The sequence below is a fragment of the Williamsia sp. CHRR-6 genome (assembly GCF_018474015.1).
Classification (GTDB): Bacteria; Actinomycetota; Actinomycetes; order Mycobacteriales; family Mycobacteriaceae; genus Williamsia_A.
In genome coordinates, this window is sequence record NZ_JAHCSG010000008.1 from 1 (window position 1) to 23853 (window position 23853).

Genomic DNA, 23853 nt, shown 5'->3' on the forward strand with positions numbered 1-23853 from the left:
TCGGCGAGGTGGGTGTCGGCGAGGTCGCGTAGTTCTGGTGCGGTGGCCGAGGGGATTTTCGCCAGCACGTCGAGGACGGCGTCGACGTGGTCGTGGCCCAACGCGCCGTCGGCCATGGCGGCGGCGGTCGCAGGAGTGCGGGGTGGGAGTTTTTCCCCGGTCGCCGCGTGTAGTTGGGACAGTGCGCTGACCTGCCGTAACCGTTTCTTCGGGTTGGTGATCCGTAGGCGTTGGGCGACGAACTCGATGAGTGTTGAGCAGTGCACGGCCCGGTGGGCGTCGCGGTCGGAGACGTCGAGGATGCGGTGCAGCCCCACAGAACCCAATCTTCGGACGGCGTGTTCGTGGGTGATCGCCAGTTCTGCGACCTCGGCTTCGGAACATGCATTCGAGGTGGCCGCGGCGATGTCATCGAGCAGGGCATGCAGCTGCGCGTACTGCTCGATCAGTGTTCCACTCATGAGGCACCCCCTCCCAACTATGACTGTACGCATACTATAGAACATATATTCGAACATCGTAAGGCGTCAGGGGTGCACGTCGACCCGCTGGGCCAGGCCTGGGTAGTCGATCACCACCCCGTCGGCATCGACGGTCAGCTGGGCGCGGAAGGATTCATCGGCGAGGGCAAAATCGACCAATCCGTCGGCAGCCGAATAGATCTGATCTGAGGCGCTCACCCGCAACGACGGAACGTCGACCCAGGCGGCGCGGATGGTGATCGGCGCAACGACACCGTCGAGGAGACCGAGCCGCCGGATCGGCATCGTGTTGGTGGCCGGGCAGAGTCCGAGATCGCAATCAAGCACGCCGACAAGCGCATCTGGGTCGGCGATACCTGGATCGGGCAGGTCGACCTCTCCGTTGACCGCCGTCGTCGCCGACCAGTGCCCGAGGTTCCCGCGCATCAGGTGCAGCGAGCGGGCCCACCCGGCGGCATGGACACAGACATCGAGTCGCTTTGTGCGCCAGTGAGAGTCGACGTCAAGGCCCCAACTCAAGGAGTAGTCGGCAGTGATCGAGGTGCCGTAGCCGAGCAATCCGGTCGTGGTGAAGGCGAGCACGGCGGAATCCACCCGCGCTGGATCGTCGGTGCCCCGCCACCAGCATCGGGTGGGCGGCTCACCGGTGGTGTGGGTCTGGTTGCCCGGCATGGCGACGAGCGTAGCGGTGCAGTGTCGTGGCGGGAACCAGTCGGCGCAGCAGTTAGCTGCGCGTGTACTCCTCGATCACGACTCCGGATGTGAACGGGCGCGCCGAAGCGAGTGTGAACCGCCTCGTCTCGTGCGCAGTCCCGTTGCCGAACAACGGGATTCCGGCACCCAACACCACCGGGTTGCGTTTGAGCACCAGTCGATCGATCTCGGTCAGCAACGCACCGGCGAGTGTGCCGCCGCCACACAACCAGATGTCAAGGCCCGCCAGCTGTTTCAGCTCGCGAACTGTGCGTGCGGGATCGTCGGTGAGTGTGACCGCCGGGTCCACGTCGCGGTTGGATCGGCTGGCCACGTACTGCCGCAGATGCGGATAGGGACTCCTGATGCCCACCTGCAACGCCGGGACCAGGGAGTTCCATCCCATGATCACGGTGTCGAACCGGGTACCAGGTGCCGTGATGCCGAGCGCGGCGTGCGCGTGCGCGGGCAGGGCGTCGGCGTACTCACCGAACACCACCGACGCATGATCGCCCTCGACCGAGAAGGCGTCGAATCCGCCGTCGGGGTCGGCGATGTAACCGTCGATGCTGACCGCCACGTAGTAGACGAGGTTTCGCATATGTCCTTCGGTTGTGTGTCCGCCGCGCTGGTGCTCGGCCGCGGCCACCCTGCCACTGATCGGGGTGGCGGCGCCAGCGATTAACCTCGGGGTATGCGGCCCACCCTGAAGTCATATCGTCACGTCGCCTCAGGCAAGGTGCGTGAACTGTACGAGATCGACGACGCGACGTTGCTGATGGTGTCGAGCGACCGCATCTCGGCCTACGACCACATATTGGCTACGCCCATCCCGGACAAGGGTCGGGTGCTCACCGCGATGTCGTTCTTCTGGTTCGACACCCTGGGCGTGGTCAACCATCTGGCCGGTGGACCCACCGACGAGCGGATCCCGGCCGAGTTGGTGGGGCGGGCGATGGTGGTGCAGCGGCTGCCGATGCTTCCGGTGGAATGCGTGGCGCGGGGCTATCTCACCGGCTCCGGGTTGTTGGACTACCAGGCAACCGGTGGTGTGTGCGGCATCGAGCTTCCCGACGGACTGGGTGAGGCCGCACAGCTACCAGAACCGATCTTCACCCCTGCGGCCAAGGCCGACCTCGGTGCGCACGACGAGAACATCGGGTTCGATCAGGTGGTGGCCACAGTGGGGGAGTCGGTGGCCCACGCGGCGCGCGAGTTGACCCTCGACATCTACCGGCGCGGTGCCGAATTGGCCGCATCGCGCGGAATCATTCTGGCCGACACCAAGTTCGAGTTCGGTACGGCCGCCGATGGCAGCCTGGTGCTGGCCGATGAGGTGCTGACGCCGGACAGTTCACGCTACTGGGATGCCACGGCCTATGCGCCCGGGCAGGTGCAACCCAGCTACGACAAACAGATCGTGCGCAACTGGCTCACCGGTCCCGATTCCGGTTGGGATCGCACCGGCGACGGGCCACCACCGGCGTTGCCGTCGGAGGTGGTCGAGCGCACCCGTGACCGTTACATCGAGGCATACCAACGTTTGTCAGGCCAGTCGTTCGCCGACTGGCCGAAGGGAGATCAGTGACCGAGAGCCCTGCCGTCCCCGTCGCCGCGAAGGTGCCCACCGAGCGCACCCATCACGGTGACACCGTGATCGACGACTATGAATGGTTGCGGGACAAGGACAATCCCGAGGTGATCGCGTTCCTGGAGCAGCAGAACGCCGTGACCGCAGCCGCCACCGCAGACCTGGCCGACTTGCGCGCCACGCTCTTTGCCGAGATCAAATCGCGCACACAGGAAACCGACATGTCGGTGCCGTCGCGCCGCGGAAACCACTGGTACTACGCGCGCACCGTCGAAGGGCAGCAGTACGCGCTGCGCTGCCGCTGTCCCATCAGCGGACCAGACGACTGGACCCCACCCTCAGTCGAGGGTGACGCGCCGCTGCCCGGTGAGGAACTGTTGCTCGACTCCAACGTCGACGCCCACGGCCACGACTTCTACAGCCTCGGCGCGTTCTCGGTGACCGACGACGGTTCGGTGCTGGCCTACAGCACCGATGTGGTGGGCGACGAGCGATACACGTTGCGGTTCAAAGATCTTCGCACCGGGCAGCTGTTGGATGACGTGGTGGAGAACACCGCGGGCGGAGCCACCTGGTCGCACGACGGCCGCCACGTCTTCTACCTCACCGTCGACGATGCGTGGCGCCCGGACACCGTGTGGCGTCATGACATCGGGGCAGGCACACCTGATGTGCAGGTGTTCCACGAACCAGACGAGCGGTACTGGGTGGGCATCGGAGCCACCCGCAGCGACAAGTATCTGATGATCGCTCTGGGCTCCAAGATCACTTCGGAGGTACGCGTACTGCCCGCCGACGACCCGACCGGTGAGTTCACCGTCGTCTGGCCGCGCCGCGAGGGCATCGAATACGACGTGGAACATGCGGTTATCGCCGGCGAAGACCGATTCCTCATCACCCACAACGAGAACGCCGAGAACTTCGAGGTCCTCGATGCGCCGGTGACCGACCCGACCGCCACTCGCGTGCTGGTGCCGCATTCGGCGGACGTGCGGATCGAGGGCGTGGATGCGTTCGCCGATCAGCTGGTGCTCAGCTACCGCCGTGGTGCCATCCCGCGGGTGTCGATTGCTGACCTGCGCGGAGCCGACCCGGGAGCCGAGATCGCCTTCACCGAAGTGGAATTCGACCAGGAGCTCTGCTCGGTCGGCTTGGGCGGCAACCCGGAATGGGCGGCGCCGCGTCTACGCCTGGGCTACACCAGCTTCATCGAACCCAGCGAACTGTTCGAGCTCGACGTGGCCACCGGGCAGCGAATCCTGTTGAAGCGCCAGCCCGTTCTCGGTGGCTTCGACCCAGCCGACTACGAGCAGCATCGCGAATGGGCCACCGCCACCGACGGCACCCAGGTTCCGCTGTCGATCGTGGCGAAGAAAGGTGTGCAGCGTCCGGCGCCCACCCTGATCTACGGCTACGGGTCCTACGAGTCGTCCATCGACCCGAGTTTTTCCATCGCTCGGCTGTCGCTGCTGGATCGCGGCGTGGTGTTCGTGATCGCCCACGTCCGTGGCGGCGGTGAGATGGGTCGGCACTGGTACGACACCGGCAAGACGTTGACCAAAAAGAACACGTTCACCGACTTCGTCGACGCTGCACGCCATCTCGTCGACTCTGGGGCCACTACGCCTGCGCAGTTGGTGGCCGAGGGTGGGTCGGCTGGTGGGCTGCTGATGGGTGCAGTCGCCAACCTGGCGCCGGAGCTGTTCAACGGGATTCTCGCCGTGGTGCCCTTCGTCGACCCGCTCACCTCCATCCTCGATCCGTCGTTGCCGCTGACCGTCATCGAGTGGGATGAGTGGGGCAACCCGTTGGCGGACAAGGACGTCTACGAGTACATGAAGTCGTACTCGCCGTATGAGAACGTGGCGGCGAAAGCGTACCCCCCGATCCTGGCCCTCACGTCGCTCAACGACACCCGAGTGCTGTTCACCGAGGCAGCCAAATGGGTGGCCGCATTGCAGGCGCACACCACCTCGCAGAACCCGATCCTGCTGAAGACGGAAATGTCGGCCGGCCACGGCGGCGTCAGCGGTCGATACAAGAAGTGGGAGGAAGTGGCCTTCGAGCACGCCTGGGTGTTGCGCCAGACCGGGGCCGTCTGACCGTCGACCGTGCCGAAATCACCCGTCGACCGTGCCGAAGTGCAGTGTCGACCGTGCCGATATCACCCGTCGATCGTGCCGAAGTGCGGTGTCGACCGTGCCGACATCAGGCCGTGGAGCCTCGGCGCCAACCCCGTTCGGTGAGTGCACGACCTATTCGAGCGGTCACCGCGAACGGCTCGTCTCGCAGTTCGGGGCCGAGGACACGGATCGTCTTCCACCCCAGTCGCGCGGCGTCTCGATCGCGTGCGGCATCGGCGGCTTGTTGTTGCGGTGACGAGTGGTAGTCGTATCCGTCGTACTCGATCCCGAGCTTGTACCGGCGGTAGCCAAGATCGAAGCGCGCGATGATCCGTCCCCGTTCGATCAGCTCGACCTGTGATTCCGGTTGCGGGTATTGATCTTTGATGATGGCGTAGCGCAGATGGCTCTCCTGTGGTGATTCGGCAAGGGGATCGATCCACTTGATCAGTTCGCGGATCTGGCAGATTCCACGAGTCCGCGGATGATCGCGGATATAGGCCCACAGCGACCGTAGGTCGAGGTCGGTCACCGCCGTCAATTCGTCGAGCCGAGCCAGCGCCTGCCAATCAGGGAATCGGCGCCCCAGGTCATATGCGGTGCGGACTGGGCTGGTCACCGCCATGCCGTCAATCGTGACAATGTCGACGGGGTCGAGTTGATCCGAGCGGATGATGCGTACCGCGTTACGGTTTCGTGCTTGCCCCTGTGCATTACGCATCAGCTCGACATCGGTTTGGTTGACGTAGCGGGTCCCGTGCAGAATCGCTGCGCTGGTCCCGGCGACCACCGCGCCAGGACCGGCTCGCAGCGTCGCAGCCTTGATGAGGTCGGTCGGGGTGGTCTCAGCGGTCGGGTCGAAATAGACGTCGCGGTGGATCCGTCGCATTTCCCGTCGGCCGGTCTCGTCGAGGTCGGCGCGACGAAACAGCGGCGTCGGGCCCCAGAAGTCATGTTGTGGTGAGGTGTCCATGCGTATTGGACGCATCCGACACCGGGATTGGTTTCATCCCATCTGTGAGCCTGTGAACAACCTCGTTTGGGCACGCTCGACGCCTTATTTCGGCACGCTCGACGCCTCATTTCGGCACGCTCGACGTCTGTGGGAACCATCGGCCGATTCGCCGCGTCTAAGCATTGAATATTTGCTGACTACCTGGAGGTGACTGCGAATGATTCCAGTCCGTGTCGATCGTCATGAGCTTGAACTCGACGTGGCTGCCGAGCTGGAGGCGGCCCGCGCAGACTTCTTCGCCCACGCCCGCGCGGTGGGTGAGGGCGCGTCGGTCACCGAGACCATCACCCTCGGTGAACGGCTGCTGTGTCTGCTCTTGGTTTCCGACCCCGGCGCGTACAGCGATGCAACCGTCGAAGCCGGCGAGGACCTGACATTCCTCTACAGCGCGTTGTTCAACACCAGGCTGCCGGGTGGAGAGCCCGTCGACCCGCCAATCGCGAACTATTGCAGCGTCATCCCCTACACCGGCACCACTGAGGTGCACACCGTGGAGGCGTGGACTCGCCTGTTCTGGTGGTCGCAACTGAGCTGGAACGGCTATGCAACCGAAGCAATGCGGTCGATCATGACCCACCCGCTCCCGTCGGCGCCGCATCCCCACCGCGATACCTTTCGCGAGATGTTGCTGACGGCAGTTGGCGACCGACCCTGGGTGGATGGGCTGATGAAGGCCTCCGCCGCGATGCCCGATGATGAAGAGGCCACGGCGGGAGACGAATCAGTGGCGGAGCAGGTGTGGCTCCTCGAGCGTCCGCTGATCAACATGCTTGTCGCGGCGTGGAACAGCGACGAAGCCGACCTCGCCCGGGACACGGGTGCCGCGCTGGCCGCGCACCGCAGTTACTGGACCGCCACGGCTGAGCGCAGGCGCGATCCACGCGGGATGTTCGCGCTGCCGGTTGCCGCGGTCGCCGCCATGGTCCGCCGCAGTGGTCTTGGCGTGGTCCCGGTGAATGAGTCCAACCGGTTTTAGAGTCCTGTGGCCCGAGGTCGGGCCGAAAGGGACGATGAAACACATGGCTGGTCGCAAACGGCATTCCGCGGAGGACATCGTGCGCAAGTTGCGCCGTGCGGATGAGCTGGCTGCCGAGGGTAAGAACGGTGAGGAGATCGCCGCTGAGCTGAGTGTCTCACCCGCCACGCTGTACAACTGGCGGCGCACCTACGGCGGGATGGACACCGACGCCGCCAAGGAACTCAAGGAGCTGCGCGAGCAGAACGCCCGCCTCAAGCGGCTGCTGGCCGAGGCCGAACTCGAGAAGGACGCGTTGCGGGAGGTCGCGAAGGGAAAATTCTGAGCCCAGCTGCCAAGCGCCGCGCCGTGGACATGCTCAAAGACACCATGAGCTTGTCGCAACGGTTGGCGTGCAGGGCCGTTGGGCTGGCCCGCTCCACCTATCGCCGCCTGCCGCTCGGGCAGACCCCTGATGATCCCGATGCCGAAATGCGGGCCTGGTTGCGCGCCTACGTCACCAAACACCCGTGTCACGGGTTCCGGCGTGCCTGGGCGGCGTTGCGCTTCGACGAGCACCGTGAGGTCAACAAGAAGAAGATCCACCGGCTCTGGCGCGAAGAGGGCCTGCAGGTGCGTGCGCACAGCCCGCGTAAGCGGGCCGGGATCTCCTCGGTGCCCCCGGTGGAAGCCGACGCCCCGAACGTGGTGTGGGCGCTCGATTTCCAGTTCGACTCCACCATCGACGGCAAGGCCATCAAGATCGCGTCGATGATCGACGAACACATCCGGGTGTCGCTGTTGCACGTGGTGGAACGCTCGATCACCGGCGAGCGGCTGGTGTTCGAGTTGGAGAAGGCCTTCGCCGCTGCCGGCGGCCCACCGCAGGTGCTGCGGATGGACAACGGGCCGGAGATGGTTTCGCAAGCGCTGCAACGGTTCTGCGAGAACAAGACCGGCATGGTGTACATCCCGCTGGGCTGCCCGTGGGACAACGGCTACATCGAATCGTTCAACAACCGCCTACGCAAGGAGTGCCTCAACCGCAACCACTGGAACACCCTGTTCGAGGCCCGCGTAGTCATCGGCGACTTCAAGGCCGAGCACAACCACCGACACCGCCACTCGGCGCTGGGCTACCGGACGCCGGCCGAGCACGCTGCCGCGTGCAGGTGCACCCACACCCCGGTGGCCTGCAGCATCAACTGAGAACGGATCACACCAACCCGACTCCAGAACCGGGTGGACTCAGTAACGGGGACTCGCCACCATCTCTTCATCGACGGTAAGTGGACGCCGAGCGACCGCACCGAGCTCATCCACGTCGTCAACCCGAGTACCGAGGTCGGTCTCGGCACTGTCACCGTGGCAACGCAGTCCGACGTCGATCGTGCTGTCGAGGCGGCACGGCGGGCACTCGGGCCATGGTCGTCACTGACCAACGCCGAGCGCGCAGAGGCACTCGAGCGAGTGGCTGACGCGCTGGAGAAGCGGGGATCGGAGATCGCCGAGTCGGTCTCCCGGCAGAACGGGATGCCGATCGCCGTCTTGACCGGTCTCGAAGCAGGGTTCCCGCCGCTGCTTCTTCGCTACTACGCAGGCCTGGTCGCCGACCAGCCGACCGTGACTCGACGAGCCGGTCTGCTCGGTGGCCAGATCGATTTCGTTCGCAAGCCGATGGGCGTAGTCGGCGTCATCGTCCCGTGGAATTTCCCGCAGACTCTGGCATGGATGAAGATTGCACCTGCCCTGGCAACCGGAAATGTCGTCGTGGTAGAGCCGTCGCCCGAGACTGTTCTCGATTCCCTGCTGATCGTCGACGCGCTCGAGGAGGCAGGCCTGCCCGCCGGTGTCGCGAACATCGTCTTCGGCGACGCCGAGGTCGGGCAGGCCATCGTCGGCCATCCCGGTGTGGACCGTGTGGCGTTCACAGGCTCGACCGAAGTGGGTAGGTCCATTGCGCAGACGTGTGGTCAGCTGCTTCGTCCGGTGTCACTCGAACTCGGCGGCAAGTCGGCGACCGTGATCCTCGACGACGCCGACCATCGACCTCGACGCGGCACTACCGGACATCGTGGCCTTCGGACTGGCGAACACGTATCGCCCGTACTTGGAATCGGCCACCGAACCGGGCAGCCCATCGCCACTGCAGACGCTCGTCGGCACCAATTCCGGGGCTGTCCCGTGGGCAGTGTTCGCCACGGTGATCGTCGCCCCCACCTCCACGGCATCGACGGTGTCGGGTGTCGGCGCTGCCGGCGGAGGTGGCGCGGCGGGGAGCACGTGAACACCGCCTGATCCGGGGACGCCTGTGCACGGTGCACTGCGCCGGGTACTCGATTCTGTTCCTCCAGCCCTGGGCGCAGACGGTTCGGCCACGGAGGATCATCTCCTGACCGCACAGGATGAGAGGGGCCGCGCGGGATGATGACGATCCGATGGATCCTCGCGATGCGATCGCAGTTCCGCCGACCCCGCTCGTCGTTCGGCCACAGCCTGGTCGCTCGCTTCCGGGTCGGCCTGTCCGACCTCGACATGCTTCGTCACATGACCAACGGCCGGTACCTGTCGATACTGGACGCCGCTCGCATCGACTACATGGCCAGAACCGGCCTGTGGCGGCACCTTCGCCGGCGCCGGTGGCACCCGGTGGTCGTCGCGCAAACCATCAGTTATCGGCGACCACTGACGCTGGGTGTGCGATACGAGGTCGTCACCACGCCGCTCGGCTTCGACACGCGAAACGTCTACTACCAACAGACGTTCCGGGTCGAAGCGACCGTTCACGCCCACGCCGTCGTCGCCGTTCGAATTCTCGACTCGCGCGGATCGTCGGTCACCCCGGATCTCATCCGCGCCCTTCCGGTCACCTTCTCGGTTCCGTCCACACTGCCGCCGTGGGTCGTCTCATGGGTGGCTTCCATGCACACCGCCGCCGACACCACGACCAACGCCGGCGCGGACACAACCATCGATTCCCACCTCGGAGGCAGCTCATGACGATTCCACCGACAGACCCCACCCCGGAGGCCTCGAACCCACCGGTCGCCGACACCGAGCACTACCGTTTGGCGATCGTGGGCTCGGGTTTCGCCGGCATCGGTGCCGCGGTCCGGTTGGCCGATCGCCACGAGGGGAGTGTGGTGATCTTCGAGCGAGCCGAGACCGTCGGTGGCGTCTGGCGCGACAACACCTACCCCGGGGCTGCGTGCGATGTTCAGAGCGCGCTGTACTCCTTCTCGTTCGCGCCGAGTTCACGGTGGCGGCACACGTTCGCCCGGCAGGAGGAGATCCGCGCGTACCTCGAACGGGTCGCTCGCGACAACGGGCTCATCCCGCATCTGCGTACCAGCTGCGCCGTGACCTCGGTGATCTGGGACGTGCCGAATCTGCGGTGGGTCCTGCACCACGAAGAGGGAGTCGTCACCGCAGACCACGTGGTGCTCGCCACCGGCGCGCTGGCCGACCCGGTGATTCCGGACATCGCTGATCTGGAGGCCTTCGACGGTCCCGTCTTCCACTCCGCCCGCTGGGATCATTCCGTCGATCTGTCCGACAAGCGCGTCGCCGTGGTCGGCACCGGGGCGTCGGCCATCCAGTTCGTCCCGCAGATCCAGCCCGTGGTTCGGTCACTGACGCTGTTCCAGCGCACCGCACCGTGGGTCATGCCGCGCCACGACGCGGCGATCTCGCGAGCGCAGCGCTCGACCGCCGCTCTGCTGCCATGGCTTCAGCGACTGCGACGCGCCGCGGTGTTCGCCACCCGCGAGGTCAAGCTCGCCGCGTTCCGGCATCCGGCCCTGATGGCCATCGGTGAGAAGGAGGGACGCCACCATCTCGAGGGGGCGGTCTCGGACCCCGCGCTGCGCGCAAAGCTCACACCGGACTACTCGATGGGCTGCAAGCGAATTCTGCTGTCGGACAACTACTATCCCGCGCTCTCGCAACCGAACGTATCGGTGCGGACATCTGGGATCGAACGTGCGACGCGCACCGGACTGGTGGACCAGGACGGTGTCACCCACGAGGTCGACGCGGTCATTTTCGGCACCGGGTTCGAAACCAAACGCCTACCGTTGACCGACTCGGTGGTCGGACCCGACGGCACTTCGCTGGCCGAGCACTGGGGGGAATCGCCCCGCGCGTACATGGGCACGTCGGTAGCCGGGTTCCCCAACCTCTACCTCATGCACGGGCCGAACATCGGACTCGGGCACACGTCGGTGATCATGATGTTCGAGTCCCAACTGCGCTACATCAACAAGGCCATGCGGTGGTGCGCCGAGCGCGCGGTGGCCACCGTCGAACCCACTGTCGACGCCCAGGCCAAGTTCGGCCGGCTGGTGGACGCGCTCACCGACGGCACGGTCTGGACCAGCGGCGGGTGCACGAGTTGGTATCTCGACGCCACCGGGCGAAACAGCAACCTCTGGCCCGCCAGCATCTTCGGTTATCGGCGGCGGGCATCGAAGTTCCGAACCACCGACCACCGCACACGCATCGTCAAGGAAGCCTGACCACCATGAGCACATCCATCAACGGCAAGGTCGTCGTCATCACCGGGGGAGCGTCCGGGATCGGCGCCGCCACCGCTCACGCTGCTGCTGCCAGGGGAGCGCACGTCGTCCTCCTCGACCGGGAGGATCCGCACGCCGTCGCCGCCACGCTGCCGACGACTCCGGGCAGTCGGCACCTGGGTCTGCGTGCCGATGTCACAGACAGCGCGTCACTGCTTTCTGCCGTGGAGGCCGTGATCGACCACTACGGCTGCATCGACGTCGTCGTCGCGAATGCCGGCGTGGCCGAGGCCGGGACGGTCGCGGTCAGCGACGTCGAAACCCTGGCGAGGACGGTCGAGGTCAACCTCACCGGACTGATTCGCACAGTGCACGCCACCCTCGAGCACGTCTGCGCGCAGCGTGGCTACTTCCTTCTGGTGTCCTCCGCGGCAGCACTGAAGAACGTGCCCGGCGGATCGGCGTACGCGGCGTCGAAGGCGGGTGTGGAAGCGTTCGGCGGTGCTCTTCGGCTCGAGTTGGCGCACCGCGGCGTCGGTGTCGGGGTTGCCCACCCTGCGTGGATTCGCACCCCGATGTACAGCGCACAGAACTCGATCGACGCTGTCCGTGCCGGCATCGAGAAGCTGCCCTGGCCGTTCGGCGTGGTCACCGATGTGGGGGAGTGCGCGGACGCCTTCGTCGCGGGTATCGAAGCGCGGAGCAGGAAGATCTACGTGCCCGCAGCTCTGGCAGCGGTGGACAAGGTTCGCGGCGTGTTCACCGGCAGACTGTGGGACGTGGTGGTGGGCCTGCAGGCATCGGCGACCGTCCCCGCGCTCGAGCGCGAGATCCGCGCCCTGCGCGCGGAGGCGTCCGCGTGAGCGGCAGGTGCATCGTTCTCATCCATGGCCTGGCGGGATCGCCACGAACCTGGAGCCGCGTCCAGCCGCTTCTCGAGCCCACCGCAACGGTGATCACGCCCGACCTCTGTGGTCTCGGCTCGATCGAGGACGACGCTCTGACCGTGGCACGCGCAATCCGCGCCACCACTGCGGGGCCGGCCACGCTGGTGGGCCACTCCCGCGGCGGATTGGTGGCGACGGCAGTGGCCGAGCTCTATCCCGGCCTGGTCGAGCGATTGGTCCTGGTGTCTGCACCGCCCACCCTCGCGAGTCGCCTCACCGCGCGGAACCTGTCCGAGCGATTGCTGCGGGTACCGCTCCTCGGGCCCGCCCTGTGGCGGGTGGTTCCCACCGGTGCCCTCCGTCGCGGGTTGGGTACGGCATTCTCGCCGGATCCTCGAGTGCCGCAGTTCGCGGTCGACGACCTCGCGCGTACGGGGCACCGGAACTTCATCACCGCCGGCGACGGCATCGAGCACTACCTGGAGGCAGCGCCACTCGACGAGCGTGTGGTGGGGCTGCGATGCCCGATCGACGTGGTGTACGGACTCGAGGACGGGCGCGTCGACGCTGCCGCCATGGCGCGCTGCGCCGCCCGTGACGGTGTTCGCGCCTTCCCCCTGGCCCACGAAGGTCACGGCGCACCATGGACATCGGCGGGCATCGTCGCCGACATCGTGGCCGGGCATCGCCCGCCGACCTCGGCGATCACGCCCGTCCGCCGCGCCGACCCGGTTCTCGATCCTCGTCCGTGGCGTCCGCCGCCGATACCCGAACGCGCACACCGAACTGCGAGCGGTGAGCCACTGGCATCGCTTCGTCGGATCGAACTCCCCGGACGGGGGCCGGAGGATGTGCGCGTCGATTCGCAGGGACGCATCATCACCGGAATCGAGGACGGCCGCATCCTGCGGGTCACACTCGATTCGTCTCCGGCGGTGGAGACGCTGGCCGACACCGGTGGTCGACCCCTGGGCATTGCGATCGTCGACGATCGCACGCTGCTGGTCTGCGACAGCCGCCGCGGGTTGCTGAAGGTGGACATCGATTCCGGTGCGGTCACCGTCCTGGTCGACAGTGTCGACGGGCACCACCTGAACTTCGCCTCCAACGTGGTTCGAGGCGAGTCGGGGCGGATCTACTTCACGGCGTCGACCACACGCTTCGACTTCGAGGACTACCTCGCCGATCTGCTCGAGCACTCCGGTACCGGTCGAGTGCTGGCACTCGAGCCGAACGGTGCTGTGCGCACCCTCGTCGACGGCATAGCGTTCGCGAACGGCCTGTCGGTCTCGCGGGACGAGAGCCTGATCACGGTGGCCGAGACCGGCGACTTCCGCCTGGCGCGGTACCGGGTCAACGGTTCGGACGTGGTGGCGACGACACCGCTCGTGGACAACCTGCCGGGCTTCCCCGACAACATCTCCGACGAGGGCGACCTGACGTGGATCTCGCTGGCCAACCCTCGTGACCGTCTGTTCGATGTTGCCGCGCGGCTACCTACGTTCGTGCGTCGGCGCGCCTACTCGGTGCCACCGTCGCTGCGGGCATGGACCGCGACCACCTGGGTCATGGCAGTCGACCGCGACGGAACGGTGGTCCACGATCTTCAGGAAAGCTCGGAAAGTTTCTCGATGGTGACCTCCGTGGTGAGCACCGGCTCGCACCTGGTGCTGGGAAGCATCACCGAGTCCGCACTGGCCGTGATCGATCACCCCTCTCGGAAAGGAGCGCGATGACCGTCTCTGCACTCGACCGCAAGGTCGTACTGATCACCGGAGGTGGTGGGGGACTGGGGTCGGCCACTGCCGTCGAGTGCGCCGCCAGGGGCGCCCGCGTGGTGCTGCTCGATCGGGACGCCGCGGCTCTCGCACGAGCCGCCGAGACCATCGGCGCTGCTGCCACCACCTACGTCCTCGACGTCACCGACGCGCGCGCATGCGCCGACGTGGTGGCGCGGGTGGTCGGCGAGTTCGGCCGCATCGACATCGTCTGGGCCAATGCCGGTGTCTCGGTGTTCGGGCCGGTCGATCTCCTGGACGACCGTGCGTGGCAACAGGTGAACGAGGTCAACCTCATCGGTGCCCACAACATTGTTCGGGCAGCGCTGCCGGCCGTGATCGAATCCCGCGGCTACGTGGCGATGACGTGTTCGTGGGCCTCGTTCGCGCATCAGCCCGGTCACACGGCCTACGCCGCGGCCAAGGCAGGCCTCGAGGCCTTCGCCAACTCGCTTCGGACCGAACTGGCCGGCACCGGGGTGGAGGTCGGTTCCTACCATCCCGGGTGGATCGACACCACGATGGTGACCTCGAAGCTGGGTCAGCAGGCGTTCGCCGCACTCCTGCAGTCCCTGCCCGGCCCGTTCGGCTCGGTCAGCACCACGGCCGCCATCGTGCCGCACTTGACGCGCGCACTCGAATCTCGCTCGCGTCGAATGATCCACCCTCGAGCCGGATGGGTGCTGCTCCTGGCAAGAACTGCCCTTCCCACCCGACTTCTCACACGCCGCAGCAGAATGGTGGCGCCGACGATCCGCCGACTCAGCACCCGCGAAGCAGGAGCCCCAGCCATGACACCGCAAGAGTGACACCGGGTACGTGAGACTGACCGATGATGACGACCCGCAGCAGCGGGAGATGACGGCGGCGACACGAATCGCCTCCTTGCTCGACGGTATCGACGCTGAGATCGACACGCTCGCCGCCGACCTCACGTCGCTGTACCGGGAACGGATACCCGTGTACGCACTGGTCGCGCGTGACGACATCGAACGCAACACACGCGCGGTTCTCGACATCGTGGTCCGCCAGGTCCGCAGCGACAGCCCACGGATCAACGAATCGGAGCTGGCAATGCTGGCCCGCCGGTGGTCCGCCCAGCAGATTCCACTGGAGTTCGTCGCGCACAGCATTCAGGTGGGAGCCCGCAGGCTGGCCACGGTCATCCGAGCCAGGGCGGCCGAGCGTGGATTCTCCAGCGCGGTGATCGACGACCTGCAGGACATCATGTGGCACTGGGCCACGTCCTACGCCGCGGTGATCAACTCGGTCCTGCAGGAGAACGCTGTGTCCACGGCGGCACGGCGCAGCACCTTCATGCGACGGCTGATCGAGCGAGCCCACCCGTCCTTGTCTCTGCCCGCAGTGTTGGCCGAGAACGGGATAGACGCCGACCGGACGTACCACGTCGCAGTGGCCGACGCGGAGGATCCCGACTTCACCTCCGAGGTCCTGGCGCGCCTGCGAGTGCGATGCGGGCTCGCAGGCGCGCCGGTGTTCGACGCCGTCGTCGACGCGTGCGTCGTCGCACTCCTACCGACGGTCCCCGCCGACCTCGAGGTGAGTGCCCTCGTTGCAGTCGGACCGCCGACGCCGCCGTCGGACATCGGGGCCTCGTATCGACAGGCCCGGCGGACACTCGAGATCGCACAGCGCTTCGGCCGTCGGGGAGTGTTGAGTCCAGCCGATCTGGGCACTTCCACTTCTCGTCGCCGATGACGACGCGGCATCGGCGGTCGCCGATGCCCGTCTGGCACCGCTGCGCGAACGAGGTGACGGCGGCCGCGAAATCATGGAGACCGTCAAGGCGTTCCTGGTTCACAACCGGCGGATCGACGAGACCGCTCGGGCACTGTTCCTGCACCGCAACACCGTGCGCAATCGCGTTGCTCGATTCGGTGCGCTCACCGGGCTCGACCTCGAGGTCACCGACGATCTGGTGTTGACGTGGTGGATGCTCGGGAGAGAGCTCGATTCGGGAGACGGCTGAGCGTGGCGAGGTTTGGGGCAGGGGTAGGGGTAGGCCACAAGAGGCCTCGTCAGCCGAACCAGGCGTTGATCCAGCGTCGATCCTCAGGCATGAGCGCCGCCTCGATCGCGCTGTCGAAGGTCACCAGCTGTACGCCGTGTGACGCGGCCAGATTGACGAGCTGGAGATCTGTGACCTGCCGACGGCCCATCAGTACGCGGGTGTCGATTGCCGGTGCGGCCAGCGAGGCGGCGTCGGCGAGGAAGCTCCACCCCGGCACCTGACGTATTGCCGCCAGCTGCCCGAGCGCCTCGCCGCCGCTGACCTTCCGCCCAACAACCTGCTCGGTCAACAGCAGTCGGAGCAGACCCGATTCGGTGGACGGACACGTGCTCCAGGCATCGAGCTCGGCGAACTTGTCATGCGCAACCGCGTGATGGACATGCTGGTCCCAGGTCAGAGCGAGGAGGACGTTGACGTCAAGCAACATCGCCTGCGTCCGGCTCGTCATCGAGGTACGCAGCAACCACTTCGTCGGTCACGGGGCGTCCGGGGACTCCGGGCAACGCAAACGCCGAAGCAGAACGGGCACGTACGCAACAGCACACCAACCTGATCGCAGACTTCTACACGCAAGCACAAACCAGCCTTGACGACCTGCTCGAGGACGCCGTCGAGCACGCCCGCGACGCCGCGCCCGACGTCGGCCGGTTCGATCGCGACCGGTGCTTCGGACTCGCCCTCGGACCCGCACACGTCACCTTCGACGTCTGGACATGGACCGCTGCCGTCACCCGCGAACACTTCACCGGAACACATGTCCTGTGCGCCGGCGGCGTACGAATGTCGGTTCCGGTCGAAAATTGAGCATGTAGTCCGGTCGAAAAGTGAGCACTTGTCGAGACGATCGAGGAGTGATCACGATGGAGGACTGGGCAATGATTCGTCGGTTATTTGGCACGGAGGGGGTGTCGAAGGCGCAGATCGCGCGGCAGTTGGGGGTGTCGCGCAACACGGTGGCCAGGGCGTTGGCCTCCTCGGAGCCGCCGCGGCATGAGCGGGCGCGTGCCACGGATTCGGCGTGGTCTGCCGCCGAGCCGGCGGTGCGGGGGTTGTTGTCGAGGTATCCGGCGATGCCGGCGACGGTGATCGCGCAGCGGATCGGCTGGCCGGGAGGCCGGTCGTGGTTCGCGGAGAACGTGGCCCGGATACGTCCGGAGTACGCCCCTGCCGACCCCGCGGACCGGCTGGTGCATCTTCCGGGGGGCAGGTGCAGTGCGATCTGATGTTCCCGGGCCCGTTGGTCCCTGATCACCACGGGAGGTTGGCGTCGTTTCCGGTGTTGGTGATGGTCGCGACGTATTCACGGTTCATCGCCGCGATGATGTTGCCCTCGCGGGTGACGGGGGATCTGTTGGCCGGGATGTGGCTGCTGATCTCCGAATCGGTCGGCGCGGTCCCGCGAACATTGTTGTGGGACAACGAGGCCGGTATCGGCCGGCGGGGGAAGCTCGCGGTGGGGGTGTCGGGGTTCTGCGGCACCCTGGCCACCAGGTTGATATGACCACCGCACGCCAAGATGCGCGGCTGCAGTACCGCTGCGCCGTACCGCGTTTCCATCTCGACGCCACCTGGCTGGGAGTGACCATCGTGGAAGGCGATGTCTGATCGGGGCACGGTCGACGCCTCATTTCGGCACGGTCGACGCCCCATTTCGGCACGCTCGACGGCTCATTTCGGCACGGTGGACGCCTTATTTCGGCACGCTCGACGGCTCATTTCGGCACGCTGGACGCCACATTTGGGCACGGTCGACGGGGTCGGAGAGCGGTGGGGATGGCTACCCTGGGCGATATGACTTCGATCAACGACATCGCACTGACCACGCTCAAAGGCGAACCGACCACGCTGGGAGCCATCGACGGCGCCAAGCTGGTGGTCAACGTGGCCAGCAAGTGTGGTCTCACCCCGCAGTACACGGCGCTGGAGAAGCTCGCGCAGGACTACGCCGACCGCGGCCTGACCGTCATCGGTGTGCCCTGCAACCAGTTCGGTGGCCAGGAGCCGGGCACTGCCGACGAGATCGAGACCTTCTGCTCGACCAGCTACGGCGTCACCTTCCCCCTGCTGGAGAAGACCGAGGTGAACGGGGCCGGGCGGCACCCGCTGTACGCGGAGCTGACCGCGGTAGCCGATGACACCGGCGAGGCCGGCGACATCCAGTGGAACTTCGAGAAGTTTCTCGTCGACGCCGACGGCACCGTGGTCAAGCGCATCCGTCCGCGCACCGAGCCCGACGCCCCCGAGGTGATCGAGGCCATCGAGACGGTGGTTCGCCCCGCCTGACACGGCCCGTTCGATCCCAGTACATGTCGGCGTCACCGGTCTCTCACCTGCACCGATGACACTTGAGGCATGAGTGGCCTGCTGTTCGTCTCCCTGTCCGGTATTCGTGCCGACACCCTCGACGCCGCGCAGGAGTTCACCGCGGCGCTCGCCGATCGAGGGGTGCCGGTGTCGTTGCTGGTGTCGCCTCGGCTCAAGCACGGCTACCGGCTGCTCGACGATCCCGACACGGTTCGATGGCTGCGCCATCGGCGCTCCGGTGCCGACGCGATCGTGTTGCACGGATACGACCAGGCCCCCACCAAGAGCCGTCGCGCCGAGTTCGCGGTGGTCGGTGCGCATGAGGCGCGACTGCGCCTGGCCGCGGCCGATCGGGTGATGGAGACCGCCGGGCTACGTACCCGCCTGTTCGCCGCTCCACGCTGGACGTCGTCGCAGGGTGCACTGAAAGCGTTGCCGCAGGCTGGTTTTCGGGTCAACCTGGGCTTCACCGGCTGGGACGATCTGGTGACCGGCGAGTTCACCCGGGCACGGGTGCTGGGATTCGGCGACGGCTTCCGTACTGACGCCTGGTGGTGCCGGATGGTGGCCGCGGGCACCGGACTCACCGCGCGCCGCGGTGGGATCGTGCGCCTGTCGGTGGCGGCCAAACATCTGCGCGGCGAGACCCCGGCGCGCTCCACCCTGCTCGCGGCGGTGGATCACGGTTTGGACCAGGGCCTCACGCCGACCACGTACCGCGCGTTGGCCGGTGTCCGATCGCTGGGCACCCGCGGCGCGGCCTGAGCGCCGAGCACGCTGCGCGTCACCGGTAGAGTCTTGTCGCGTACGCATCCGGCGATGAGGAGCTGACGACAATGGCACGTGTGGTGGTCGACGTGATGCCCAAGGCGGAGATCCTCGATCCGCAGGGCCAGGCCATCGTGGGCGCGCTGGGACGCCTCGGCTTCGTCGGGGTCGCCGAGGTACGCCAGGGCAAGCGCTTCGAACTCGACGTCGACGACAGCGTCGACGACGCGTCGTTGGAGCGGATCGCGGCGGAACTGTTGGCCAACACGGTGATCGAAGATTTCACCGTCACCCGGGTGCCGTCGTGACGGCACGGATCGGGGTCATCACTTTTCCCGGCACCCTCGACGACGTAGACGCTGCGCGGGCGGTCCGCATCGCCGGTGCGCACGCTGTGGAGCTGTGGCACGCCGACGACGACCTGTCCGGGGTTGATGCGGTGATCGTGCCCGGCGGGTTCTCCTACGGCGACTACCTGCGCGCAGGCGCCATCGCCCGGTTCGCCCCGATGATGGGCGCGGTGATGGCCGCCGCCGAACGCGGAACGCCGATTTTGGGGATCTGCAACGGCTTTCAGGTGCTGTGCGAAGCGGGACTGCTGCCGGGGGCGTTGACGCGCAACGAGAACCTGCACTTCATCTGCCGCGATCAGTGGCTGCGGGTCGATTCCACGGCCACCGCATGGAGCAGCCGCTACGAGCCCGGCGCGGAGATCTTGATCCCGCTCAAGTCCGGCGAGGGTCGATACGTGGCCGACGAGCGCACCCTCGACGAGCTCGAGGGGCAGGGTCGGGTGGTGTTCCGCTACGCCGGTGACAACCCGAACGGCTCGATGCGGGCGATCGCAGGCATCGCGAGCGCCAACGGGCGAACCGTCGGCCTGATGCCGCATCCCGAACACGCCACCGAAGCGCTCACCGGCCCCAGCGACGACGGGCTGGGTCTGTTCTACTCCGCCCTCGATGCCGTGCTGGCCGACGCCTGATCATGATCGCCACGACCGCTGATGCTGCCGGGTTGTGTGCGTTCGTCGACGCCTCGCCGTCGCCGTTTCACGTGTGTGCCACCGTCGCGCAGGAGTTGGTGTCGGCCGGATACACCGAGCTTGTCGAGGCGCAGGCCTGGGAGGACGTGTCGGGCGCGCACTTCGTCGTTCGTGGCGGGTCGATCATCGCCTGGGACGCTCGCGGGGGCGAGCCTGCGTTCCGCATCGTCGGTGGCCACACCGACAGCCCCAACCTGCGGCTGAAACAGCATCCCGAGCTGCGGAGTGCGGGCCTGCGGATGGTGGGCCTCGAGCCCTACGGTGGGGCCTGGCTGAACTCGTGGCTCGACCGCGACCTGGGTGTGTCCGGGCGGGTGTCGGTGCGTGATCAGAACTCGTTGCGCCACATGGTGGTTCGTATCGACGACCCGGTGCTACGGGTGCCGCAGCTGGCCATCCACCTGTCCGAGGACCGGCGCGGGGTGTCGCTGGATCCGCAGCGCCACGTGAACGCGGTGTGGGGTGTCGATGACGGCGCTCCCGCCGATTTCCTTGAATGGCTGTGCGGGCGAATCGATGTGGATCGCAGTGATCTGCTGGGCTGGGAGTTGATGACTCACGATCTGGCGCCCAGCTCGGTGATCGGAGCCCACGGCGACCTGCTGAGTGCGCCACGTTTGGACAATCAGGGCACCTGCTACGCCGGGTTGCGCGCGCTGCTCGATGCGACCGGCGACGGACCCACCCGGGTGCTGGCCCTGTTCGACCACGAGGAGGTGGGCAGTGCCTCGGATCGCGGCGCGGCATCGGACTTCCTGATCACCACCCTGGAGCGGATCGTGTTGGCCCGCAACGGCGATCGTGCCGACTTCCTGCGGACCATGGCGGCCAGCGCCTGCGCCTCTGGCGACATGGCGCACGCCACGCACCCGAACCATCCTGACCGTCACGAGCCCGCACACCCCATCGAGGTGAACGGGGGTCCGGTGCTGAAGGTGAACCAGAACCTGCGCTACGCCAGCGATGCTCATGGCGAAGGGTTGTTCGCCCTGGCGGCCGCACAGGCTGACGTACCGTTGCAGCGCTACGTGCACCGCGCGGATCTGCCGTGCGGCTCGACGATCGGTCCCATCACCGCCACGCGCACCGGGTTGACCACCGTCGACGTCGGTGCGCCGCAGCTGGCCATGCACAGCGCGCGTGAGCTGATGGGAGCGACCGACATCACCAGCTATTCCGCGGCGCTGCAGGCGTTCTTGAACCCAGCAGGCTAGTCGCGCCGCGGCGGAGTGTGTTCGGTGGCGCCGGGTTCGGGCAGGTCTACGATCGTGCCGTTCTCCAGCGCCGACTGCGCCTGGTAGAACAACCAGCCCAGCGCGGCGGGGTCGTCGGCGGTGGTGATCTGCTCGTAGCCCACCAGGAGATACATCGACCACCGCGCGAACATGTCGGCTCGCGCCCGGTCACCGCACAGCGCAAACGCTGAGTCCGACAGGGCGGCGAATCGGGCCGCATCCACCTCCGTCTGGATCACCCGCACCTCGGGGTCGACGTTGCTCCAGGTGCGGATGGCGCCCTCGGCCCGATACGGCAGCGACAGGCCGATGCTGCGCAGCACCCAAAGGCGTTGGCGTGGATCGGGTTCGGAGAGCACCTCGTTGATCAGCGCGGTGGTCTGCTCGTCGCGCCAGTAGGTGATCAGCTCGGTGGTGTAGCCACCCCAGTTCTCGAAGAAGTGATAGAACGAGCCGGATGTGACCCCGAGCCGACGACACACCTCGGCCAACTTCAGCCCGCCGTAGCCGAGGTCGGCGAGCACAGCCAGGCCTGTGTCCAGGTAGGCCTGGCGAGAGGTGGAGGTGGCCATGCCCCACACCCTAGGTGTTCGGTGATTCGTACTCCTGGCCCCCTAGCATCCGTAAGTGCGGTTATGTACTGTGATGCGCAACACCCCAGTCCGACCATGTGATGTCCCCGACACGAATGGGAGTGGCAACGATGCCCTTCAGCTCCGCCGCAGAGGCGCAGAAATACATCGGTGGGATCTTCGAGTCCGCCTTCGCCGACCCCGAACTCGGGCCCAAGTTGGCGGGCACCGGGATCGTTCTGGAGATCACGATGAGCGAGCCCGAGTCGCATCTCGTCGTCGACACCACCAGCTCCACGGTGTTCACCGACACCGCTGGTGCCCCGGCCCCCACGGCCAGCATGTCCATGAGCTCGGAGACCTCCAACGCCTACTGGCAGGGCAAGGTGAACCTCCCGATGGCCATGGCCAAGAAAAAGGTGACCGTGAATGGCAACATCGCGGCCCTGCTCAAGCTGGCGCCGCTGTCGAAGAAGTTGTTCCCCGCCTACATCGAGCGATTGCGAAGCGACGGCCGCACCGATCTTCTGGTCTGAATCACTTTTCCCCACAACGGTTTTCCCCGAGAGGCACCCATGAGCGCACCCACCGCTGAACGAACCTTCTACCCACACAGCATCTCGCCGTTGAGTTTCTGGGCCACCAGCTCGGCCGAACGCGAGAAGACCTTCGCCATCCTGCGCGCGCACGCCCCGGTGAGCTGGCATCCGCCCATCGAAGGCGCACTGATGCCGCCCGAGCAGCCTGGCGTCTGGGCCGTCGCCCACCACGCCGACATCTCCTACATCAGCAAGCATCCTGAGCTGTTCACCTCTGCGGACGGGGTGATGGTCGAAGAGGTGCCCCAGGAGATCCTCGAGGCGGGTATGTCGTTCCTGGCCATGGACGGGGCGCGTCACTCCATGCTGCGCCGCCTGGTCAGCTCGGCGTTCACCCCGCGTCAGATCAAGCTGATCGAAGAGCAGATCGCCCGGCAATCCCGCGAGATCGTCGACGAGTTGCTGACCACCACATCCGGTGACTTCGTGCATCAGGTGTCCAAGCGGCTGCCCATGTGGACCATCTACGAGATGATGGGTCTCGATCCCGAGTATCGGGAGGAGGCCGCGCACCACGCCGACGGCATGGTGTCGTGGAACGACCCCGAGGTGGCCGCAGGCCGCGAGCCCGGCGAGGTGCTCAACGAGTCGCTGGTGGGCTTGCTGGGTCTGGCCTTGCAGCTGGCCGAGCAGCGCCGAGCCGAGCCGCGTGATGACCTGATGACCAACCTGGTGCAGGCCGAGGTCGACGGGCAGCACCTCACCGACGACGAGATCGCCGCCTTCTTCGTGCTGCTGTCGGTGGCAGGCAACGACACCACCCGCAACACCATCAGCGTCATCGCCCGTGCGCTGCAGGACAACCCGGATCAGCGGCAACTGTTGGTCGACGACTTCGACGCCCACATCGCAACCGCGATCGAGGAGTTCGTCCGCTACGCCACCCCGGTGATGACCTTTCGGCGAACAGCGTTGGTGGACACAGAGATCGGTGGTCAGGCCATTCGGGCCGGCGAGTGGCTACTGTTGCTCTACCCGTCGGGAAACTTCGACGAGCGCGTGTTCGACGACCCACACCGATTCGATCTGACCCGTTCACCCAACCCGCATCTGGGTTTCGGTGGCGGTGGCCCGCACTACTGCATGGGTTCGTTCCTGGCCAAGACGCAGCTGCGCGAGATCTTCGGCCAACTGATCACCCGCGCGCCAAATCTGGTGCTCGGACAGCCGGAATACCTGGTGGGCAACTTCGTCCACGCGGTTCGCGCCATGCCCTACACGCTGGGCTGACCAACCGCTCGAACCGGGCGCCACGCC

Annotated in this window: 25 protein-coding genes and 2 pseudogenes; 20 read left to right on the forward strand and 7 right to left on the reverse strand. The window is 66.5% G+C overall.

The genetic code is table 11. The features are described from left to right. The 3 genes from KIK15_RS17145 to KIK15_RS17155 form a co-directional block, all read right to left on the reverse strand. The coding region (locus KIK15_RS17145; RefSeq protein ID WP_214245963.1) for a DUF222 domain-containing protein at positions 1–461 on the reverse strand (461 nt) is incomplete at its 3' end. 66 nt (positions 462–527) lie between these two features. After that, a complete protein-coding gene (locus KIK15_RS17150) occupies positions 528–1154 on the reverse strand; it encodes a putative glycolipid-binding domain-containing protein (protein ID WP_214245964.1) in 627 nt (208 codons plus the stop codon). A gap of 52 nt (positions 1155–1206) precedes the next feature. Continuing rightward, the gene (locus tag KIK15_RS17155) at positions 1207–1776 is read right to left on the reverse strand and encodes a dihydrofolate reductase family protein (RefSeq protein WP_214245965.1); all 570 of its coding nucleotides are present in this window, start codon (positions 1774–1776) and stop codon (positions 1207–1209) included. 93 nt (positions 1777–1869) lie between these two features. On the opposite strand from KIK15_RS17155, the gene KIK15_RS17160 reads away from it, so the two are divergent. Both KIK15_RS17160 and KIK15_RS17165 read left to right on the forward strand, forming a co-directional pair. Then, entirely contained in the window at positions 1870–2763 is an 894-nt protein-coding gene (locus tag KIK15_RS17160) for a phosphoribosylaminoimidazolesuccinocarboxamide synthase (RefSeq protein ID WP_214245966.1), read from the forward strand. Continuing rightward, a complete protein-coding gene (locus tag KIK15_RS17165; protein ID WP_307851952.1) occupies positions 2760–4868 on the forward strand; it encodes a S9 family peptidase in 2109 nt (702 codons plus the stop codon). Before KIK15_RS17160 ends, KIK15_RS17165 begins: the two co-directional genes overlap by 4 nt. Before the next feature lie 106 nt (positions 4869–4974). On the opposite strand, the gene KIK15_RS17170 is transcribed toward KIK15_RS17165, so the two are convergent. After that, a complete protein-coding gene (locus KIK15_RS17170; RefSeq protein ID WP_214245967.1) occupies positions 4975–5862 on the reverse strand; it encodes a hypothetical protein in 888 nt (295 codons plus the stop codon). Positions 5863–6061: 199 nt separating this feature from the next. Here KIK15_RS17170 and KIK15_RS17175 point away from each other — a divergent pair, with 199 nt between their 5' ends. The 3 genes and pseudogenes from KIK15_RS17175 to KIK15_RS17185 form a co-directional block, all read left to right on the forward strand. Further along, positions 6062–6880 (forward strand): Imm49 family immunity protein, encoded by an 819-nt coding sequence (locus tag KIK15_RS17175; RefSeq protein ID WP_214245968.1) that lies wholly within the window; start codon positions 6062–6064, stop codon positions 6878–6880. Between the two features lie 43 nt (positions 6881–6923). After that, a protein-coding gene (locus tag KIK15_RS17180; protein WP_374222876.1) for an IS3 family transposase occupies positions 6924–8068 on the forward strand; the annotation gives its coding sequence in 2 pieces (ribosomal slippage) (positions 6924–7188 and positions 7188–8068; 1146 coding nt in all). 33 nt (positions 8069–8101) lie between these two features. Beyond that, positions 8102–8842 (forward strand): annotated as a pseudogene (locus KIK15_RS17185) (aldehyde dehydrogenase family protein); the annotation flags it as partial. Positions 8843–8851: 9 nt separating this feature from the next. Here the strand turns inward: KIK15_RS17185 and KIK15_RS18795 are convergent. Beyond that, positions 8852–9142: a hypothetical protein gene (locus KIK15_RS18795; protein WP_307851955.1), complete on the reverse strand. Its 291-nt coding sequence runs from the start codon at positions 9140–9142 to the stop codon at positions 8852–8854. Between the two features lie 168 nt (positions 9143–9310). On the opposite strand from KIK15_RS18795, the gene KIK15_RS17190 reads away from it, so the two are divergent. From KIK15_RS17190 to KIK15_RS17220, 7 genes are all read left to right on the forward strand, one after another. Further along, positions 9311–9859, forward strand: coding sequence for a thioesterase family protein (locus KIK15_RS17190; protein WP_214245970.1), 549 nt, complete (start codon positions 9311–9313; stop codon positions 9857–9859). After that, on the forward strand, positions 9856–11376 hold the full coding sequence (locus KIK15_RS17195) for an NAD(P)/FAD-dependent oxidoreductase (protein ID WP_214245971.1): 1521 nt from the start codon (positions 9856–9858) through the stop codon (positions 11374–11376). Before KIK15_RS17190 ends, KIK15_RS17195 begins: the two co-directional genes overlap by 4 nt. A gap of 5 nt (positions 11377–11381) precedes the next feature. Continuing rightward, positions 11382–12239 (forward strand): short-chain dehydrogenase/reductase, encoded by an 858-nt coding sequence (locus KIK15_RS17200; RefSeq protein ID WP_214245972.1) that lies wholly within the window; start codon positions 11382–11384, stop codon positions 12237–12239. Then, positions 12236–13999, forward strand: coding sequence for an alpha/beta fold hydrolase (locus tag KIK15_RS17205; protein ID WP_214245973.1), 1764 nt, complete (start codon positions 12236–12238; stop codon positions 13997–13999). Before KIK15_RS17200 ends, KIK15_RS17205 begins: the two co-directional genes overlap by 4 nt. Next, entirely contained in the window at positions 13996–14850 is an 855-nt protein-coding gene (locus tag KIK15_RS17210) for an SDR family NAD(P)-dependent oxidoreductase (protein ID WP_214245974.1), read from the forward strand. The genes KIK15_RS17205 and KIK15_RS17210 overlap by 4 nt, the downstream gene beginning before the upstream one ends. A 10-nt stretch (positions 14851–14860) precedes the next feature. Further along, positions 14861–15760 carry a hypothetical protein gene (locus KIK15_RS17215; RefSeq protein ID WP_214245975.1) on the forward strand — a complete coding sequence of 300 codons (900 nt, stop codon included), beginning with the start codon at positions 14861–14863 and terminating at the stop codon, positions 15758–15760. Positions 15761–15833: 73 nt separating this feature from the next. Continuing rightward, positions 15834–16031 (forward strand): helix-turn-helix domain-containing protein, encoded by a 198-nt coding sequence (locus KIK15_RS17220; protein ID WP_214245976.1) that lies wholly within the window; start codon positions 15834–15836, stop codon positions 16029–16031. A gap of 49 nt (positions 16032–16080) precedes the next feature. On the opposite strand, the gene KIK15_RS17225 is transcribed toward KIK15_RS17220, so the two are convergent. Further along, complete coding sequence (locus tag KIK15_RS17225) at positions 16081–16500, reverse strand: TA system VapC family ribonuclease toxin (protein WP_214245977.1); 420 nt, start codon at positions 16498–16500, stop codon at positions 16081–16083. Positions 16501–16933: 433 nt separating this feature from the next. Between KIK15_RS17225 and KIK15_RS17230 the strand changes: the two are divergent. The 6 genes and pseudogenes from KIK15_RS17230 to KIK15_RS17255 form a co-directional block, all read left to right on the forward strand. Continuing rightward, a pseudogene (locus KIK15_RS17230) lies at positions 16934–17571 on the forward strand (IS21 family transposase); the annotation flags it as partial. 293 nt (positions 17572–17864) lie between these two features. Next, positions 17865–18356 (forward strand): glutathione peroxidase, encoded by a 492-nt coding sequence (locus KIK15_RS17235; protein WP_214245978.1) that lies wholly within the window; start codon positions 17865–17867, stop codon positions 18354–18356. Between the two features lie 69 nt (positions 18357–18425). Next, positions 18426–19142 (forward strand): DUF2334 domain-containing protein, encoded by a 717-nt coding sequence (locus KIK15_RS17240; protein WP_214245979.1) that lies wholly within the window; start codon positions 18426–18428, stop codon positions 19140–19142. A gap of 71 nt (positions 19143–19213) precedes the next feature. Next, positions 19214–19453, forward strand: coding sequence for a phosphoribosylformylglycinamidine synthase subunit PurS (gene purS / locus KIK15_RS17245; RefSeq protein ID WP_214245980.1), 240 nt, complete (start codon positions 19214–19216; stop codon positions 19451–19453). Continuing rightward, positions 19450–20130 carry a phosphoribosylformylglycinamidine synthase subunit PurQ gene (purQ, locus tag KIK15_RS17250; protein WP_214245981.1) on the forward strand — a complete coding sequence of 227 codons (681 nt, stop codon included), beginning with the start codon at positions 19450–19452 and terminating at the stop codon, positions 20128–20130. Before purS ends, purQ begins: the two co-directional genes overlap by 4 nt. Before the next feature lie 2 nt (positions 20131–20132). After that, entirely contained in the window at positions 20133–21404 is a 1272-nt protein-coding gene (locus KIK15_RS17255; RefSeq protein WP_214245982.1) for a M18 family aminopeptidase, read from the forward strand. Here KIK15_RS17255 and KIK15_RS17260 read toward each other — a convergent pair. Continuing rightward, positions 21401–21997 carry a TetR/AcrR family transcriptional regulator gene (locus tag KIK15_RS17260; RefSeq protein WP_214245983.1) on the reverse strand — a complete coding sequence of 199 codons (597 nt, stop codon included), beginning with the start codon at positions 21995–21997 and terminating at the stop codon, positions 21401–21403. The two genes, KIK15_RS17255 and KIK15_RS17260, sit on opposite strands and share 4 nt — an antisense overlap. A gap of 131 nt (positions 21998–22128) precedes the next feature. Here KIK15_RS17260 and KIK15_RS17265 point away from each other — a divergent pair, with 131 nt between their 5' ends. Next, positions 22129–22533, forward strand: a complete 405-nt coding sequence (locus KIK15_RS17265; RefSeq protein WP_214245984.1) for an SCP2 sterol-binding domain-containing protein — start codon at positions 22129–22131, stop codon at positions 22531–22533. A gap of 39 nt (positions 22534–22572) precedes the next feature. Then, the gene (locus tag KIK15_RS17270) at positions 22573–23826 is read left to right on the forward strand and encodes a cytochrome P450 (protein ID WP_214245985.1); all 1254 of its coding nucleotides are present in this window, start codon (positions 22573–22575) and stop codon (positions 23824–23826) included. The last annotated feature ends 27 nt before the right edge of the window (positions 23827–23853 follow it).

Bases quoted from the DNA above. Each gene is read 5' to 3' on its own strand.
- KIK15_RS17150 (WP_214245964.1), bottom strand. From the start codon at position 1,154: ATGCCGGGCAACCAGACCCACACCACCGGTGAGCCGCCCACCCGATGC.
- KIK15_RS17155 (WP_214245965.1), bottom strand. From the start codon at position 1,776: ATGCGAAACCTCGTCTACTACGTGGCGGTCAGCATCGACGGTTACATC.
- KIK15_RS17160 (WP_214245966.1), top strand. From the start codon at position 1,870: ATGCGGCCCACCCTGAAGTCATATCGTCACGTCGCCTCAGGCAAGGTG.
- KIK15_RS17170 (WP_214245967.1), bottom strand. From the start codon at position 5,862: ATGGACACCTCACCACAACATGACTTCTGGGGCCCGACGCCGCTGTTT.
- KIK15_RS17175 (WP_214245968.1), top strand. From the start codon at position 6,062: ATGATTCCAGTCCGTGTCGATCGTCATGAGCTTGAACTCGACGTGGCT.
- KIK15_RS17190 (WP_214245970.1), top strand. From the start codon at position 9,311: ATGCGATCGCAGTTCCGCCGACCCCGCTCGTCGTTCGGCCACAGCCTG.
- KIK15_RS17195 (WP_214245971.1), top strand. From the start codon at position 9,856: ATGACGATTCCACCGACAGACCCCACCCCGGAGGCCTCGAACCCACCG.
- KIK15_RS17200 (WP_214245972.1), top strand. From the start codon at position 11,382: ATGAGCACATCCATCAACGGCAAGGTCGTCGTCATCACCGGGGGAGCG.
- KIK15_RS17210 (WP_214245974.1), top strand. From the start codon at position 13,996: ATGACCGTCTCTGCACTCGACCGCAAGGTCGTACTGATCACCGGAGGT.
- KIK15_RS17220 (WP_214245976.1), top strand. From the start codon at position 15,834: ATGGAGACCGTCAAGGCGTTCCTGGTTCACAACCGGCGGATCGACGAG.
- KIK15_RS17225 (WP_214245977.1), bottom strand. From the start codon at position 16,500: ATGTTGCTTGACGTCAACGTCCTCCTCGCTCTGACCTGGGACCAGCAT.
- KIK15_RS17235 (WP_214245978.1), top strand. From the start codon at position 17,865: ATGACTTCGATCAACGACATCGCACTGACCACGCTCAAAGGCGAACCG.
- KIK15_RS17240 (WP_214245979.1), top strand. From the start codon at position 18,426: ATGAGTGGCCTGCTGTTCGTCTCCCTGTCCGGTATTCGTGCCGACACC.
- purS (WP_214245980.1), top strand. From the start codon at position 19,214: ATGGCACGTGTGGTGGTCGACGTGATGCCCAAGGCGGAGATCCTCGAT.
- KIK15_RS17255 (WP_214245982.1), top strand. From the start codon at position 20,133: ATGATCGCCACGACCGCTGATGCTGCCGGGTTGTGTGCGTTCGTCGAC.
- KIK15_RS17260 (WP_214245983.1), bottom strand. From the start codon at position 21,997: ATGGCCACCTCCACCTCTCGCCAGGCCTACCTGGACACAGGCCTGGCT.
- KIK15_RS17265 (WP_214245984.1), top strand. From the start codon at position 22,129: ATGCCCTTCAGCTCCGCCGCAGAGGCGCAGAAATACATCGGTGGGATC.
- KIK15_RS17270 (WP_214245985.1), top strand. From the start codon at position 22,573: ATGAGCGCACCCACCGCTGAACGAACCTTCTACCCACACAGCATCTCG.